This window comes from Haloferula sp. BvORR071 (assembly GCF_000739615.1).
Classification (GTDB): domain Bacteria; phylum Verrucomicrobiota; class Verrucomicrobiia; order Verrucomicrobiales; family Akkermansiaceae; genus Haloferula.
Genome location: NZ_BATP01000032.1, coordinates 136730 through 151910, shown reverse-complemented (window position 1 = coordinate 151910; position 15181 = coordinate 136730). Strand labels below are relative to the sequence as shown.

General features: G+C 63.0%; 13 protein-coding genes. 4 read left to right on the top strand and 9 right to left on the bottom strand.

The features are described 5' to 3' along the window. Position 1: 1 nt before the first annotated feature. Together azu and BV071_RS18455 are read right to left on the bottom strand one after the other, a co-directional pair. The gene (gene azu / locus BV071_RS18460; protein WP_052573540.1) at positions 2-454 is read right to left on the bottom strand and encodes an azurin; all 453 of its coding nucleotides are present in this window, start codon (positions 452-454) and stop codon (positions 2-4) included. Between the two features lie 110 nt (positions 455-564). Further along, complete coding sequence (locus BV071_RS18455; RefSeq protein ID WP_035610397.1) at positions 565-933, bottom strand: hypothetical protein; 369 nt, start codon at positions 931-933, stop codon at positions 565-567. Positions 934-1192: 259 nt separating this feature from the next. On the opposite strand from BV071_RS18455, the gene BV071_RS18450 reads away from it, so the two are divergent. Beyond that, positions 1193-1540, top strand: coding sequence for a P-II family nitrogen regulator (locus tag BV071_RS18450; protein WP_035610395.1), 348 nt, complete (start codon positions 1193-1195; stop codon positions 1538-1540). 175 nt (positions 1541-1715) lie between these two features. Here BV071_RS18450 and BV071_RS18445 read toward each other — a convergent pair whose 3' ends face one another. After that, the gene (locus BV071_RS18445) at positions 1716-3947 is read right to left on the bottom strand and encodes a transglutaminase domain-containing protein (protein ID WP_265594587.1); all 2232 of its coding nucleotides are present in this window, start codon (positions 3945-3947) and stop codon (positions 1716-1718) included. Between the two features lie 149 nt (positions 3948-4096). On the opposite strand from BV071_RS18445, the gene BV071_RS18440 reads away from it, so the two are divergent. Then, a complete protein-coding gene (locus tag BV071_RS18440; protein ID WP_035610392.1) occupies positions 4097-4855 on the top strand; it encodes a gamma-glutamylcyclotransferase family protein in 759 nt (252 codons plus the stop codon). Positions 4856-4953: 98 nt separating this feature from the next. On the opposite strand, the gene BV071_RS18435 is transcribed toward BV071_RS18440, so the two are convergent. The 4 genes from BV071_RS18435 to BV071_RS18420 form a co-directional block, all read right to left on the bottom strand. Further along, positions 4954-5691 (bottom strand): succinylglutamate desuccinylase/aspartoacylase family protein, encoded by a 738-nt coding sequence (locus BV071_RS18435; protein ID WP_035610561.1) that lies wholly within the window; start codon positions 5689-5691, stop codon positions 4954-4956. Between the two features lie 11 nt (positions 5692-5702). Next, positions 5703-6488 (bottom strand): DUF475 domain-containing protein, encoded by a 786-nt coding sequence (locus tag BV071_RS18430; RefSeq protein WP_035610391.1) that lies wholly within the window; start codon positions 6486-6488, stop codon positions 5703-5705. Positions 6489-6556: 68 nt separating this feature from the next. Then, positions 6557-7456 (bottom strand): alpha/beta hydrolase, encoded by a 900-nt coding sequence (locus BV071_RS33245; RefSeq protein WP_052573538.1) that lies wholly within the window; start codon positions 7454-7456, stop codon positions 6557-6559. Between the two features lie 84 nt (positions 7457-7540). Continuing rightward, positions 7541-7915 carry a VOC family protein gene (locus tag BV071_RS18420; protein ID WP_035610557.1) on the bottom strand — a complete coding sequence of 125 codons (375 nt, stop codon included), beginning with the start codon at positions 7913-7915 and terminating at the stop codon, positions 7541-7543. A 100-nt stretch (positions 7916-8015) separates the two neighbouring features. Here BV071_RS18420 and BV071_RS18415 point away from each other — a divergent pair, with 100 nt between their 5' ends. Further along, positions 8016-8468, top strand: a complete 453-nt coding sequence (locus BV071_RS18415; RefSeq protein WP_035610389.1) for a universal stress protein — start codon at positions 8016-8018, stop codon at positions 8466-8468. Between the two features lie 91 nt (positions 8469-8559). On the opposite strand, the gene BV071_RS18410 is transcribed toward BV071_RS18415, so the two are convergent. Continuing rightward, positions 8560-11283, bottom strand: a complete 2724-nt coding sequence (locus BV071_RS18410; protein ID WP_052573537.1) for a DEAD/DEAH box helicase — start codon at positions 11281-11283, stop codon at positions 8560-8562. Positions 11284-11395: 112 nt separating this feature from the next. On the opposite strand from BV071_RS18410, the gene BV071_RS18405 reads away from it, so the two are divergent. Beyond that, positions 11396-11917 (top strand): hypothetical protein, encoded by a 522-nt coding sequence (locus tag BV071_RS18405; RefSeq protein ID WP_035610387.1) that lies wholly within the window; start codon positions 11396-11398, stop codon positions 11915-11917. A gap of 57 nt (positions 11918-11974) precedes the next feature. On the opposite strand, the gene BV071_RS18400 is transcribed toward BV071_RS18405, so the two are convergent. Further along, entirely contained in the window at positions 11975-14971 is a 2997-nt protein-coding gene (locus BV071_RS18400; protein ID WP_265594586.1) for an RICIN domain-containing protein, read from the bottom strand. Positions 14972-15181: the final 210 nt, after the last annotated feature.

The following is a 15181-nucleotide window of genomic DNA, read 5'->3' as shown; positions in this document are numbered from 1 at the left end:
ACTATTCCTTCGCCTTCACCTTGAGCACACCTTGCATGAGGGCGAAGTGGCCGGGGAAGGTGCAGAGGTAGGGGTAGTCGCCAGCCTCAGCGGGGGCGGTGAAAGTGATGGTGTCGGATTCGCCGCCACCGACCACCTTGGTGTGGGCGACGATCAGCTTCTTGGACTCCTCATCAGCCGGGATGTAGTCGGTGGCCGCGGCGGTCATCGCCTTGGTGGCGAAGGTCGGGACCGGGGTGCCGGCCTTCAGGATCACCACGTTGTGACCCATCGCCGTCTTCGGAATCTGGCCGATGTGCTTGAGGGTCAAGGTCACCTTGTCACCGGCGGTGACTTCGAGAGTCTTGGTGCTGTACTGCATCTGGTCGTTGCCAGTCAGCTCGAGCTTCTTCTCTTCAGCATGCAAGGCAGTCACCATGCAGGCGGCGGAAAGGGTCAAAATCAATTTCTTCATACAGTGGTAACGCTTCAGGTACGCCGGGAAAGTGAGTAATCTTTCAGCCCGGAGCAACAGTCCAAACGGGGGATTTTTTTCCAATTGGCCCGCGCGGTCCTTAATAAAGCTCACCGAAGGAAGTTCTCCGCGATGCCCCCAGTCACAAAGAAGATGACCGGTAGCACGAAGATTTGGCCCAGTCCGAACCAGCCAGCACTCCTGCCGAGGTCCCGCCACGAAGGGTGGCCATCAGGTTTCGGAAGGGAAGGATTCAGCAGGGCGTCCAGCCAAGCGAAGAAGGCGATGAGCACCACTGCCGTCGCTCCCGCCGCTGCCCAAGCCCAACGCGGCTCGGGACAATGCAGAGGCGACAGCCTCCCGCAGAGAGCTCCCATGACCAGGCCGCTGCCGAACCCTGGCGACAGGGCCACAAGCATCCGGAGCAGTCCGAATTGGGTGGAACCGGTGCGGCGGCGCGGGATGGATGGAGGAGTCATGGAATGGCCGGATTTCCAACTCCAGCAAGGGGATATGTTAGAGGGCTTTTCCGACCCGCGGAAGCCGGGATTTCAGCAAAGCGGACGGAAATTTTCGCGGATTGTTCCAAAGTCGTCAGATCGCCGGAAAGTCTTCACGCTGACTGGTTTTGCTCTCGCCAAGAAAGGGTTTTATGACTAGCTTCGGATAGTTTTAAAAACATCCCAGCTGCTTTTGGCATGGGCCATGCTCAAGCGTCGCTGACCAATCCGCCGCACCATGAAGAAAATCGAAGCGATTATCAAACCGTTCAAGCTCGAGGAAGTGAAGGAAGCCCTCGCCGAAGTCGGCGTGCAGGGTATGACTGTCACGGAAGTCAAAGGTTTCGGCCGTCAAAAAGGCCACACGGAGATCTATCGCGGCTCCGAGTACACGGTGGACTTCCTCCCCAAGGTGAAGATCGAGATCGTTGTGGATGACGCGCAGGCGGGCTCCGTGGCGGAGGCCATCGTCAAGAGCGCCAATACCGGCAAGATCGGCGACGGCAAGGTCTTCATCTCGACCATCGAGGAAGCCATCCGCATCCGTACCGGCGAGACCGGTTCCTCGGCTGTGGCGGTGAACTGAGCCAAACCCTCCCCAAGTATTTTCCCCAAGCACCCGGCTTCCGAATGGAGGCCGGGTTTTTTATTGCTGTGGAAGGCGGACACTTTGTCCGCCGCCTATCGGATCAGGTGGGAGTTCAGGGTGAGCCGGGTGGAGGGGTGGACAGAAGTGTCCGCCCTCCACAGGGCTTGAGAACTCAGGGGAGCGTGATGATGGCCGTGGCCGCAGCGGTAAGGTCGGTGCGCTCGTCGAGGGTCTTGCGGATCGCGTCGGCGCTGCGCGGGACCTTGGCGTTGAAGGCTTCGGTGCCGTTGACGATGATCTTTACCGGCTGGTCGAGATCGACGAGGGCATCGGAGAGGCGGACTTCGGTCTTGGCGGGGACTTCACCGGTGAGGGTGATGGTCTGGCCTTCGACCTTGGCTTCGATCTTCTGACCGGCCTTGGCGGCAGCGGCGTCCGGGATCTTGAGCCAGTAGAAGCGGTCGTGAGTGACGTCATCCTGCAGCCAGACGATCTTCTTCGGCCAAGCAGTGCGGGTGTAGTTGGCCATCCATGGCACCGCCTCGGCGTCCTTCTTGTTCATCCAGTGCGGCAGGCCTTCGTAGACACGGGACATGTGGACGTAGCCGCCGGGATCGGCCTTCGCCATCTCATCCAGCTTGGCGGCGCGCTCGGCGACGATCTTGTTGCGGTTGTAAGCGGAGTCGGCACCGCCGACGAAGACCGCGAAGGGCAGGTCGCGCAAGCCATCGAGCTGGGCCTCATTCGGATGCCCGGCCATCATTGCCGCGGCAGCGAAGCGGTCCGCCATGCGCGGCGCGAGCTGCCAGACGCCATCACCACCGGCGGAGTAGCCCATCAGATAGACCTTGTCGGGGTTCACGCCGCGGAGGGCGACGTAGTCTTCAATCAAGCGCTGGAACATCGGATCGATGTGGCTCTCGTGCCACAGGTTCCAAGTATTGGTCGGAGCGCGGGGTGCGACGTAGATGCCTTCCGCCGGCTGATAGAGTTGGATCTGATTCTTCCACTGGCCGTCGTTCATCTGGGACGGACCGCTGCCACCGCCGTGCATGGAGATCCACAGGCTATGGCCGCCCTGCGGTTCATCGCCGAAGCTCCGCTCCAGCCAGCGCATGGTCTTGTCGCCAATGGTGAGGGCCATCTTGTCGAACTCGTCCTTGCGCTCCTCGCGCAGCTTGGCGAGGTGCTCGCTGGAGATCTTGGCTGCGGTTTCCGTCGCTTGCTCCTTCGTCAATCCAGCCGGTGCCGCGGCATCCGGAGGCGCGCATACGGGAGTGGGCGGAGGAACCACCGTCATCGGCTCGCCGAGCTCGTTCCACAGTGCATCGATGGTCGGCTCGCTGCCTTGGAAAGGGCCGAAGACCCGCTCGCGGGTTACCCCTTCCACGGTGAAGCGCAGGCGGACCTTGCTGCCAGGCTTCAGCGGGAAGCGAGGCATGTCGTTCATGTCCGAGGTGCCGGCACGGGTCTCGCCTTGGCCGATCTCCTTGCCGCCTTCATCCAGCGCCATGACCTTCGCCACCACGCGGTCCGGCTTGCCGATGCCAAAGAGGCGCACGCCAAGATAGGCTAGATCCACCGGAGCGCCCGGGGCCTTCGCGTAGCGCGCGGTCACGCTCACGGCGCCCACATCCTTGCTGCCCGGATTCCAGACCATCGGAAAGGCGAGGTCGCCCTTCTTCCAGGAAGTCGCATAGATCCCGTACTTCGGCTCGCTGGCCTGGCCGGCATCGTTCACGAACCAGCCGCGGTCGAGGCCTTCCTTGTCGTACTCATCCGCGCCGATGAAGTACCACTTCCCGCCGTCCCAGACCTCCGTCCAAGTGTGGTTGCCGCGCTCATTCGCCCATAGCGGGGTGCCCGCGGCGCGGGCCGGGATACCGACCGAGCGGCAGACATCGACGAGGATGATCGAGAGGCCGGTGCAGGTCGCCTTGCCGATGGCGGCTGACTCGGAGGGGCTCTGGTTCGGCTGCTTGCGGCCGGTGTTGTAGTGGACGTTGACGATCTTGAAGAAGTCACGGTTAAGCGCCTGGGTCGCTTCCGTGATGGTCTTGGCGTCCTTCACCACCCAACGGGCCTTTTCCATGTAGTCCTTGCGCCAGGCCTCGCGGGTTTCATCGAAGACGGCGTAGGGCAGGACGTCATTCAGGAAGACATCCTCGGGAACATCCTTGGCCCAAGGGAACTCGCTGCGGGCCTGGAAGGCGAGGTCGAGGTTCTCGGCGAGGAAGGCGGCATCGAGCTTCTCGCGATCCTGCGCGGGCATGTGGTCGCTCAGGAAACGCGCGGCCTTTTCGCCGGCTTCGCCGTGCTTGGATTTCGCGGCGGCGATGAAGTCATCGACCGGCGCGGCGAGGACGCTTCCGGTGAAGAACAGAGGGAGCAGGAGATATTTCACGTCGCGCACGCTAGCGGCGCGGTTGACGGGATCAATCTCGGGATTTGGAAGAGTGGTTTGGTGTCGCCCGTGGTTGTCATACGGGATCTGGAGAAACCGGGGTGAGGTGGGATTTTGCGGGTCGGGGTGAGCTTGAATGAGTTCTTCAAATGGAATGTGATTTCTGCCGGATCGTGTTAGAGGGGGTCATGTCCGGGGAGGCGGAGGGCAAGGTTCTGGTATTCGTCTATGGCACGCTCCGGCGCAGGGCCTCGGAGGGCGCGAGGATGGCGGAGGCAGAACAAATCGGCAGAAGGACGATCCAAGGTGCGCTCCGGGAAATCGATTCGAAGCCAGCGTTGGTGAGGAGCGATGATGTGAAGTCGCGAGTATTGGGAGATCTTTACCGGGTGCGGGTGGACCAACTGGAGGAGATCGACCGCTGGCATGAGCGAGAGGACGGAGGGACGGGAGGCGGATGCTACACTCGCGCACAGGAGCCGATCCCGTCTCCGGAAGGCAAGGTTCCAGCTTCCCTGGCGTGGGTGTGGCGGTGGATTGGTCCGACGGATGCAGCCGCAGAGATTCCGTCCGGGGATTGGCTGGATGTGGAACAGCCACGCACCCTGCCTCTCTTCACCTGTATCGCAGCCGCAGCCTTGGCGAGTCCGCCGATCTTGATGGCGGTGGTAGAGGACGAATACAAAAAGGCTGGCTATCCGGATTTCATCCCCTCGCCTTTGGGGTATATCATCGTGCTTGGTGCCGCCTCACCTTTCGTGGGCTGCGCGGCCTATTATTTCGCGGAGCGGCGGAGGGAACGGTGGCTGCAGTTGCGGTTTGTGGTGCTCGCCTTGCTGGTCCTTGAGTGCATTCCGGGAGCGTTGATTCTGGTCATGGCTTTGGGGGAAGTGAGGAATTGGTTCTAGCTTCCGATCGCCACACGGAACGCGTCAGACGGCGGCCTGCCAGATGAGGGGAGCGAGATGGAGCTGGGATTCGTCTGCGCCAGATCTCCGAAAATACGCTAGCCTCCGAGCGAGGCATGCGCCGCCTTCACGGCGGCGACGTGAGCGGCGATGCGGGCGTCGAGGCAGTTGGCGCTGGGGGTCTCCAAGGTGAAGGAGACGGGGCAACCGCGTTTGGCGAGGAAGATGGCCTCGGGCCAGTGCTCGGGGCTATCGGCCTCGGGAACGTGATAGATCCAGCCGGCGCTGCGGATTTCGTGGCCGTCGATGAGGCTGGCGGGCTCCGGCGGGAACCAAGGGGCGACGGCGCCGAGAATGGAGGCGGCGCGCTCGGGACGGTCTACGCCCAGATTGATCTCGTAGAAGTAGAAGCCGCTGGTTTCCCAATCCTCGTGCAGGGAGGCGAAGAGCCGCGGGCAGGGCAAGGTGCCAAGCCAGGCGGTGTGGGCCCGGGCTTCAGGGCTGCGCAGGGCGAGGTAGTCGCGATTCAAGTCGATGCCGGTGTCGTTTTCGCGGGTGCCAGCGGCGAGACCGGTGGGATTGAGCGCGGGACAGACGAGCCACGAGCCGCGGTCCATGAGGCCGGAGCGGAGCAGCTCGAGCGCGGCGCGGGGGCCGGCCGGTTCATCGCCGTGCATGCCGGCGGAAAGGTAGGTGGGAGCTTCCGCCTCCAGACGCTCCCAAGCGAGCAGCGGACCGGCGGCGGTGTCGCAGAGATGGCGGCGGGTGAAGCCCTTCGACGCGGCCAAGTCGCCGAACTCGGCGAGGAAGGACTCAATTTCGAAGCCGCCGCCCATGATCGCTCGATTCAGGTCTGCGGGGTGTTGCCCTTGAGCCGATAGACCACCACCGGCACAATGAAGATCAGGAGGGTCAGGACGGAGGTGCCCAGATCGAAGTACTTGCTCTCAAGGAACTCCCGGACCGTGTGCCCCTCCGCCAGCAGGTGCCGCGGGATGCTGAGGAGCAGCTTCACCCCGAGGATGCCGATGACGACGAAAGCGCAGGTCTCCAGGAAGGGATACCTGTGCATCAAGGTCACGAAGCCTTGGGCCGCAAAGCGCATGGCGAGGATGCCGAGGAAGACGCCGACGCAGACTAGAATCAGCTTCGAGGGCATCGGGAAGCTCTTCACGTAGGCCACCGCGGCGAGCACATTGTCCAAGGAGAAGGCGAGGTCCATGACCTCCACCGCGACGACGGTGGCCCAGAAGGGACCCAAGCGGCCTAGGGTGTGGCGATAGAGCCAGTTGCCCTCGGTCCGGGCGGCCTCAGCCGCTTCCTCCTCGAGCGATTCCTTTTTCGTGAAGTGCTGCCAGGCGAGATAGAGCAGGTAGAGGCCGCCGACGGGCTCGAGCCACCAGATGGTAATCAGCCAAGCGGCCAAGGCGAGGCAGAGGCCGCGGAAGGCATAGGCGCCGATGATCCCGTACTTCAACGCCTTGCCCTGCTGCTCCTTGGGCAGGCCCATCACCATCGTCGCCAGCACGGCGGCGTTATCGACGGAGAGCACCCCCTCGATCAGCACGAGAATGAGGACCACCATGACCCCTGCGGCAGGGTCGGGTCCGAAAATGGCGTGAGACCAGTCCATGAAGAAAGAAGAGGTCGGAAATTCCCTGCTAGGGAGCTAGGGCTCAAGCCCGATCTGCTACCAAGTGGTCAATCTGGGTCCCAATCGGGATCCCGATCTGGGTCCTCCAGCCAATCGAGCACCTGATCCCGGAAGCGGAGCGGGAGGGAATAGTGGCCCTCACCCACGATCCAGTGCCCGGTGGCACCGGGGACTCGGGCGGCGAGGCGCTGGGCGACCTCAAAGGGCAGATTGCGGTCCTCCAAGCCGTGCCAGAAGCCGACCGGGACGCGGATGTCCTCCGGAGCAAAGTCCCAAGGTTCCAGATAAAGTTCGCCATCCTCTAGCACGGCGGCCGAGCCGCTGCGGGCTGCCTCCAAGTAACTGCGGGACACATCGACCCAGCAGGCGTTCTCCGCGATCGCGGCGCGATCACTGGCCGGGATGCTCCGCATGACCCAGGACATCGGGATGCGGTGCGAGCCGCGGCCAATCATCCAGCGGCTGGCACCGAGGACCACGGGCATGATCGCCCGGCGCAAGGGTTTCAGCCCGGCCAAGATGCGGTAGGCCCAGTGCATGTTGGCCCTTTCCTCCGGCCCTCCGAAGGGCGGCGCGCCGCAGAGGACCGCAGCCGCTTGGACCCGCTCCGGCAGGGCGGCGGCCGTGGCAAGGGTGTAGGGCCCGCCGCCGGAGATCCCGAAGAGCCGGAACTTCTCAATGCCCAGCCCGTCGGCAAGTCCTGCAATATCCTTGGGGAAGGCCGCAAAGCCGCGCCCTGGCAAAGGGTCGGAGAGGCCGATGCCCGGGCGGTCCGGCGCGATCACCCGCCAGCCGCGCTTGGCCGCCGCCTGATGGAGCATCATGCCGTGGTAGCGGCTGCTGGGCCAGCCATGGAAGAAGAAGAGCGGCTGGCCATCCGGCGCGCCGTACTCGCAATAGCCGATGCGGCGCCCGTCCGGGAGCTGCAGTTGGAGGTCTTCCTTCATTCGCCGGTTAGAGTAGCAGCCGCCCGGGCGGATGGCCTGTTGATGTTTTGTGACGAAACATCAACAGAACCGATATTTCCCCACTCAGCGCTCCAGGATCTCGACCTCGTAGCCATCGGGGTCGGTCACGAAGGCCATCTTGCGCTGACCGGAGGTGAACTTCTCCCGCCAGCCGGAGGGCCAGATCTCGATGCCGGCCTTCTCGACGCCGTCGCAGTATTCGACGATGTCCGGCACGCCGAGGCAGGTGTGCATGAGGTCCTCGGGGCACTTGTCGGTGTAGTCGGGCGAGTAGCAGAGCTCGAGGAAGACTTCATTGCCGGGGAGCTCGAGGAAGGCGAGCTGGTTGCCCTGCGGCGAGTCCTGGCGGCGAGCCTCCTTGTAGCCCAGTTTCTCATAGAAGGCGATGGAGCGGTCGATATCGACCACCCGAATGCGGGTGTGGAGGAACTTGATCATGACGGCGGGAAGATGGACGCAGCGCGGGGATTTGCAAAGCCAGCGCATGAGTTATCCAATAGTAGCGGGCGGCGGAAAGCCGTGCTAGGGAGTGGAAGCCATGAAAAACATCGTAGCTGCCGTCGATTTCTCGAACGCCACCCCGGGAGTTCTGGACTCTGCCGCCCAAATGGCCAAGGCCTTCGGTGCGGCGCTGCATGTGCTGCACGTGGTGGAGCCGGAGCCGAGCTACACGGCCTACGGCTTCACGCCGGACGAGTTTCCCGCGATCCATCTCTTCCAGGAGGAGGCTCGCAAGCGGGCAACGGCGCGGCTGAATGAGTTGCTCGGGAAGGTCTCGAGTGATGTGCCGAATACCACGGTGCATCTGGCCGAGGGCAGCCCGCTGCACGCGGTGCTGGACTACGTGAAGAAGTTCTCGGTGGATCTGGTGGTGGTGGGCGCGCATGGCCACGGGGCGATGGCTGTACTGCTGCTGGGGAGCGTGGCAGAAGGCTTGGTGAGAAAGGCTGTGGTGCCGACCCTGGTGATCCCGGCGGTGGCGGAGAAGTGAGGGGGCTGGGGTCGTCGAGTCTCGCTCTTGGTGCTCCCGTTTACGGCCTCGCCGCTTTGGGAGTGCGGGATAGCCATCAAAATGGGCGCATTCAGCCCAAGGGGGCGAGCAATGCTGCAAGTGTCCCCTCATCCGGAGCCGCGGCGCGGGCGGCATCGGAGAGCAGCGAGTCAGCAAGCTGGCTCTTCTTGGCCTGGAGCTGGTGGATGCGCTCTTCGACAGTACCTTGGCAGATGAGCTTGTGGACGAAGACCGGCTGGGTCTGGCCGATGCGGTAGGCGCGGTCGGTGGCTTGGGCCTCGGCGGCGGGGTTCCACCAAGGATCGTAGTGGATCACGGTGTCCGCAGCGGTGAGGTTAAGGCCGGTGCCGCCAGCTTTGAGGGAAATGAGGAAGACGGGAAACTTTCCAGTCTGGAAGCGCTCGACGAGCTCGCCGCGGTTCTTGGAAGCGCCGGTGAGCTTCAAGTACGGAACCTTTCGTAATTGGAGCAGGCCCTCAATGATTTCAAGCATCGAGGTAAACTGGGAGAAGATGAGGATGCGGCGGCCCTCCTCGATGAGGGTATCGAGCAGATCGGCGAGGTAGTCGAGTTTCGCGGAGCCAGCAGCATCGGCCTCGAGCTTTGACTCGCCTTCAAACTTGAGCAGCTTGGGCTCGCAGCAGATCTGGCGGAGCTTGAGGAGGGCTTCGAGGAAAACCATGCGCGAGCCTTCGAGACCTTTGATGGCGATCGCCTGGCGGACGCGCTTGTCCATGGTGGCGCGCACGGTCTCGTAGAGATCCTTCTGCGAGGTATTCAGCTCGACCGGGTGGATCAGGATGGTCTTCGGCGGCAGCTCCTTGGCCACCTGGTCCTTGGTACGGCGCAGGATCAGCGGGGCGACGCGGGCTTTCAGCGAGGCGCGGCGCTCTTCATCGCCATCCCGCTCGATGGGAGTGCGGAAGCGGCGATTGAAGTCTTCCTGGCCGCCGAGGAAGCCGGGCATGAGGAAGCGCATGAGACTCCACAACTCGCCCAGGTGATTCTCCACCGGAGTGCCTGAGAGACAGAGGCGGTGGCGGGCATCCAATTGACAGACGGCTTGCGCCATCTTCGAAGTCGGGTTCTTCACATACTGTGCTTCATCGAGCGCGGCGAGATGGAAGGAGTAGTCCTTGAGCTTATCGATATCGCGCTGGATCAGGGCGTATGAGGTCAGGACGAGGTCGGCATAAGGGATCGAGCGGAAGTATTTTTTCCGCTGCGGTCCATCTAACATGAGGATGCGGAGCGAGGGCGCGAACCTCTGTGCTTCCGCGCGCCAGTTTGGCACGACGCTGGTGGGAGCCACGACCAAGGTCGGCTTGCCTTGCGAACGGCCACTCTCCTTCTCCGCGAGAATGTGCGTGATGGTCTGGAGGGTTTTGCCGAGGCCCATGTCATCGGCGAGGATGCCGTGGAGTTCGTGGCGGGCGAGGAACTGCATCCAGTGGAAGCCTTCCGCCTGATACTCGCGCAGCTCGGCCTTGATGCCGGCGGGCGAGGGCGTCTTCTCGATTCCAGAGAAGTTGCCGAGTTTCTGGGCCAGCTCGGCGAGCCGCTCGGGAGCCTGGATGCCAAGTTCTTCCGAGGTGGCGATGGCAGCAGCATCCAGCGGGTGAAGCTTGAGTTTGCCGCCCTTGAAGCGCCGCGGGTCGATGAGTGCGGCGAATTGCTTGAGGATCTTGCGGATGCGGGCAGCGGGAAGCTTGAGCGCGCGGCCGTCTTCCAGATGGTGCAGGAAGTGACCGTCCGCGGGGAACTCGAGGGTAGTTTCCAGCGCCCCGCGATCTAACAACTGAGCAAGGATTGGCAGCAGGTCGAGCTGCTTGCCGCCGACATCGAAGCCGACGGAGAGGTGGAACCAGCCGGAGCCATCGTCTTCCAGGGTATAGACGAAGCCATCGGGATCGAGGTCGATGATCTCGTGACCGACTTCGTCCGCAAAGAAGACGAGCCAACCGGCGGCCTCCAGCGTGGCGGAGCCGGTCGAGCGCAGCCATGGCCAGAACTCCGCGAGCGGACCATGGCCGGGATTGGGGAACCAGAGGCCGGCCTCGTTGGCGGCGCCTTTCTTCGACTTGCCGGCGAGGCCGAGGAGAAAGCGGAACTGGGAATGCCCGGCGAGACTGGCGAGACCTGCCTGCTGCAGGGTCATGATCGCATTCATCTCCGCGGCGATATCGCGGCGGATGACGAGCGGGCCTTGCGGAGTTTCGATTCGGTGCTCGCGCGGACCCGGGATTCCGCCGAGCGGAATACGATGTTCACCGTAGATCATGTGCGGGCGGGCCACGACCCAGTCGCCGCTATCGGGGATCTTCAGTGCCTGGAGCAGAAGGCGGACGACCTTGGTCTCGGTCGGTTCGCGCAGGACCATGAGCAGGAGGGAGGGCTTGGTCTCGAGATACGAGACTTCGCCCGGCTCCTCGGCGCTGATAGCGGATGTGGTGGGTGCCACGGTGCGGGCCGTGCGGCCTTCCAGCAGGCGTGAAAGGTTCTTGCCCTTCCCCGCTTCTTCCAGCAGGGCCGCGGCGTGTGGACAGAAGCGCCCGGCTTCGCAGCCACATTGGGTCTCGAAGTCCCAGCGCGCCTCGGTGGGCCAGAGGGTGACTTCGCAGACTTCGCTGGCGACATTCGCGCGCAGGAGGAAGTTGTCGGCATCTACCCATTCGCCGGCGAGGTCGCGGACCTTCGGGCGCAGGCGGTGCCCGGCTTCGCGGCACTCTTCATCGAAGCGCTCCTGCCATTGGGCGTCGTCGAAGAATTCGTGAATGTCGGGCTGGTCCTCCAAAGGGGCGCCGAGGATGGCGCAGCGGGAGGCGGAGTCGAGACCAAGTAGCGGCCAAGTTCAGCCGCGCTTTTTCGGAGTGGACGCGGGAATCGCGGGTTCGCAGGCTCGCGGCATGGAAGCCGACGACGATGAGGATTTGCCGCTCGAAGCCCCGCCTGCCCAGCCGCTACTGAAGGGAGACGAATTGCAGAAGCGCATGGACACAGTGATCGGTGATGCCGCGCTGTGGAACCGCCTGGAGATCCGTCTTGGCGATCTCTTGGAGGAAATTGCGGATCTCGATGAGTCACTCAATGACGATGAGCTGCAGGCCATCTTCACAGTGACCATCATCGCGCTGGGCGCGATGCACCCCACTGTCAGCAGAGACTACGACCCGGATGCCTTCCGGATGTCCGAGTGGTATGAGCAGAAGATGGCGGACCGGAAGCCGGGTGAGGAGATGGAGGACCGGCTCGAAGGCATCTTCGTGGAGACCGCGCAGGAGCAGGTCGCCGCGACCGCTGCGGACATGCTGGAAAGCATGGCGAAGGAGAAGGGCTCGCAGATCCGCAAGAAGCGCTTGGAGCAACTGATCACGGCGGTGTGCGCGGCGATCTGGGAAGCGGCGCATTGGCCGGTGGAGATCGCTTGAAGAGACGAAGAAGCCCCGGGAGTCACCTCCCGGGGCCTTGAGTTTAGTGCGCGTCAATCAATCAGAGTCGGCGAAGCGCCACTGCTGGTCCTGTGCCCCGGTGAATTGCCAGAGCTGGACGACGCTGCCGTTGTTGAAGGCGTTGTCGTCGCCGCTGACTTCCATGCAGCTACCGGTCGCGCAGTCGGGTGTGAAGCGCAGCCAGTTGCCGTCAGTGCGGGTGTAGGCCCAGCGTTGTGCGGCGTTGCCGGTGCCGAGCCAATCCCATTGCTGGAGCTTGGTGCCGTTGGCCGATCCCGAGGCATTCACGTCGAGCGCTTTCGCAGTCGCGTTGGTCGGGGTCAGGCGGATCCGGCCAGCATAGCCCGCGACGTCGCTCAGCGTGAACAACTGGTTCGAGGTGGCGCTCCACTGATAGAGGTTGGTGGCCGCACCGTTGGCCGTGCCACCCCCGGCGATGTCGAGGACCTGGCCCTGAGCGTGGCGGGGAATGAGGCGGTACGTGCCCGCACTCATCCCCACCAGCTCCGGATACCACTGCTGCCAAGTGGCCTCGAAGCTTCCCCACTGGTGCACGTCATTGACGCCACCGGGATCCATGTCGATCACCTTGCCGTCCGTGCCCTTGTGGGTGAAATAAACGTAGCCATCGGGATTTTGCCCGATGAACCAACGCTGGGCATCGCTGGTATTGCCGGTGTATTGCCAGATCTCCGGACCATCGCCCTGGCCGTTGTTGTCGACATCCATCCACTTGTCAGTGCCCTGGTGGTTGAAGCTGTAGCTGCCATCACTCTGGCGCCAAGCCACCCAGTTCTCCGCGGCGGAGCCGGAAGCAGCCGCAACGGTAATCGGAACGCCATTGGCGGAGCTGTTGCCGGCGATGCCGAGGTAGAGGTTGTTGCTGCGGTTCTTGAAGCGATAGACGCCGCCGCTGACCAGCGGGCGGTAGTTGCCCTTGCTCTTCGGACCGAAGGTGATCTGAACGTCGGCGTAACGGTTCGGAGCGGTGCCGGCCACGGCCACGGTCTTGATCGTCACGTCCGCCGCGGAGTCATACCAGGTCTGGTTGACTGCCAAGGGCGCATTATCCCGGTTGTCGTCGCCGGGGTTGTTCATGTCGAGCAAGTGCGAGTCGGAGAACTTGAACGAGGACACGGCATAGACTGCCACGCCGTTGTTGAAGTTCGTCTGCGCGACGGGGTCGCCGTGGATGCCGATCCAGTAGTTGTACTCGTAGTCGCGGCCGATCTTGATCGCCACCGTGCGGTTCAATGCGGTCGAGCCATCGTGCTGATAGACGCGGTAGGTGCCACTTCGCGTGACCGTCTGGACGGCGCTGTCCGGCAGCCAACTGCAGATGTTCTTATAGTAGGGGTTGAAGCTATTGTACTGGTTCGCACCCCAGGCATTGCCCATCGGGTCGGCTGCATCTCCGTACTCGCGATGCTGCTTGCCCGTGGAAATCGGATTGCCATCGGTGGTGTACCAAGAATTCGCGTGCGGCAGCCGGAAGGTGTGGCCGTACTCGTGCAAGGTCACTTCCACGCCGAAGAAGCCGTTGAGGAAGATGTAGCCCGCCCATGCGAGGCCGGCGGCACCGGTGTTATAGCTCTCGTGCGCAACGATGAGCTGCGCATAGTTCGAGAGCACATAGCCTTGTGCCACCGCGGCATTCTTCGCATCGGTGATCCAACGGTTGCAATCGTAGGCAGTGCCCAAGGGATTGCCGACGTAGTAGGTCCGTGGCTGCGGCAGGGTCATCACCGGTGTGATGTCGGACTGCGAGATCCAAGTGTTGTTGTAGGAGATGCGGCGCATGCGGGTGTCGAAGCCGCCGGAGCCGTAGACCATGTTGTTGAAGTCGGTCGGGCTGCCATTCGCCGGGAATCCGGTGTCATTGGCCTGCACACGCATGATCAGGATTTTCTTCCCGCCAAAGGTCATGCTGGTCGGCGGCTTGCCGAGATAGCCTGAAGTTCCAGGTGCCGAGCTATCGCCGAGGGCCTGGGGCTTGGGCATACACAGCGCGTGCAGGCCAAGGTCCGCGAGGGTCTTGCCAGTCGGCTCGTTCGCCTGCTCCTTCGCCACAATTCCCGATTCCACGTTTGCCACGTGGGCCGGCTCGCAGGTCTCGAAGTTCGAGTCACCCAGTTGGAACTGGGTCTTGTTATCGGCCTTCACGCTGCCATGGCCGACCGCCGCAACGGTCTTGCCGGAAACAGGACAGCTTTCGTTGACGATCTCGCCTTCGAGGCGCTCGCCTTCTTCCAGCATGCGCAAGGGGCTATCGAGCACCGCCATCTTGTTGCCGAGAACGATGCCGTGCAGCGAGACGTCGCGCATCCAGGAGACATTCTCGCGATTGCCGTAGCGATAAGCTTCGTAGAAGGAGCCATCGAGCGCAACACGATCGGAGGGCGGAATCTCCGCGCCGCCGGGAACCGCCATCGCATTGACTAGCGAAACATCGCCGAAGCCATCGGCACGCTTTTCTAACAGAGCCTGCACTTCCTGGGGAAGTTGCTCGCGCACCGCCAGCGGCAGGGCATTCGACAGGGCCCGGCGCGGGTCGGAAGTGATTTGCGCTTCCAGGGCAGTGCGGCGGGCTTGTGCAACGGCCAGGCCTTCTTCAGTCAAGGCGCCGCGCTCTCCCGCCGGGGTGGCGAGGTAGCGATTCGTCCAAGCGGCGAAGTCCTGCAGCGCGGGCTCAGGATCCTTCTGCCAGCCACTCGCGATCAACTCGCGCTCGGGCATGATAGAGGGCACCGGCGGGCTATCTGCGGCGACCTGCGCCAGCGGGATGGCATTCTTGCCGCGCTCCACCAGATCAGCGATGCGCTTCATGCCCTTGGCATCGTCCGCCGCCGCGGGCTTCTGCGGCGAGGTCGGGGCCTTGGTGAGATTCGGGTCGTGTTGGGCTTGTTGCTGCCCGCCGCGGGGAACCAGGACGATTCCGGCAATGAGCAATGCGGCTGCCGTGAGGCCAGCTCTAGTCCATCTTCTCCGGCGCTGCCGCGCGGTGGCTTGGGTTTGGGTCAAACGGGAGTTCATAGGTATTTTTTGGTGTTTGGCCGCGAAGCCATGAACCATCTCCCGCCGGGTCTGTGTTGGGTTGTTTCATCGGGTGCAGGAGGAGATTCACCACTTCGATCAATTAATCTGACTCCCAAGGGCAGCTCTGGAATCAGACCTCGCCCCTAACACTTCTGATCTATCTCGGGCAAATGCTTTTTGCTGACACCTCCCTAGGAATCGATCTCT

Excerpts from the sequence above, each read along its gene's own strand:
- azu (WP_052573540.1), bottom strand. The coding sequence starts at position 454 with ATGAAGAAATTGATTTTGACCCTTTCCGCCGCCTGCATGGTGACTGCC.
- BV071_RS18455 (WP_035610397.1), bottom strand. The coding sequence starts at position 933 with ATGACTCCTCCATCCATCCCGCGCCGCCGCACCGGTTCCACCCAATTC.
- BV071_RS18450 (WP_035610395.1), top strand. The coding sequence starts at position 1,193 with ATGAAGAAAATCGAAGCGATTATCAAACCGTTCAAGCTCGAGGAAGTG.
- BV071_RS18440 (WP_035610392.1), top strand. The coding sequence starts at position 4,097 with ATGGAATGTGATTTCTGCCGGATCGTGTTAGAGGGGGTCATGTCCGGG.
- BV071_RS18435 (WP_035610561.1), bottom strand. The coding sequence starts at position 5,691 with ATGGGCGGCGGCTTCGAAATTGAGTCCTTCCTCGCCGAGTTCGGCGAC.
- BV071_RS18430 (WP_035610391.1), bottom strand. The coding sequence starts at position 6,488 with ATGGACTGGTCTCACGCCATTTTCGGACCCGACCCTGCCGCAGGGGTC.
- BV071_RS33245 (WP_052573538.1), bottom strand. The coding sequence starts at position 7,456 with ATGAAGGAAGACCTCCAACTGCAGCTCCCGGACGGGCGCCGCATCGGC.
- BV071_RS18420 (WP_035610557.1), bottom strand. The coding sequence starts at position 7,915 with ATGATCAAGTTCCTCCACACCCGCATTCGGGTGGTCGATATCGACCGC.
- BV071_RS18415 (WP_035610389.1), top strand. The coding sequence starts at position 8,016 with ATGAAAAACATCGTAGCTGCCGTCGATTTCTCGAACGCCACCCCGGGA.
- BV071_RS18405 (WP_035610387.1), top strand. The coding sequence starts at position 11,396 with ATGGAAGCCGACGACGATGAGGATTTGCCGCTCGAAGCCCCGCCTGCC.
- BV071_RS18400 (WP_265594586.1), bottom strand. The coding sequence starts at position 14,971 with ATGAACTCCCGTTTGACCCAAACCCAAGCCACCGCGCGGCAGCGCCGG.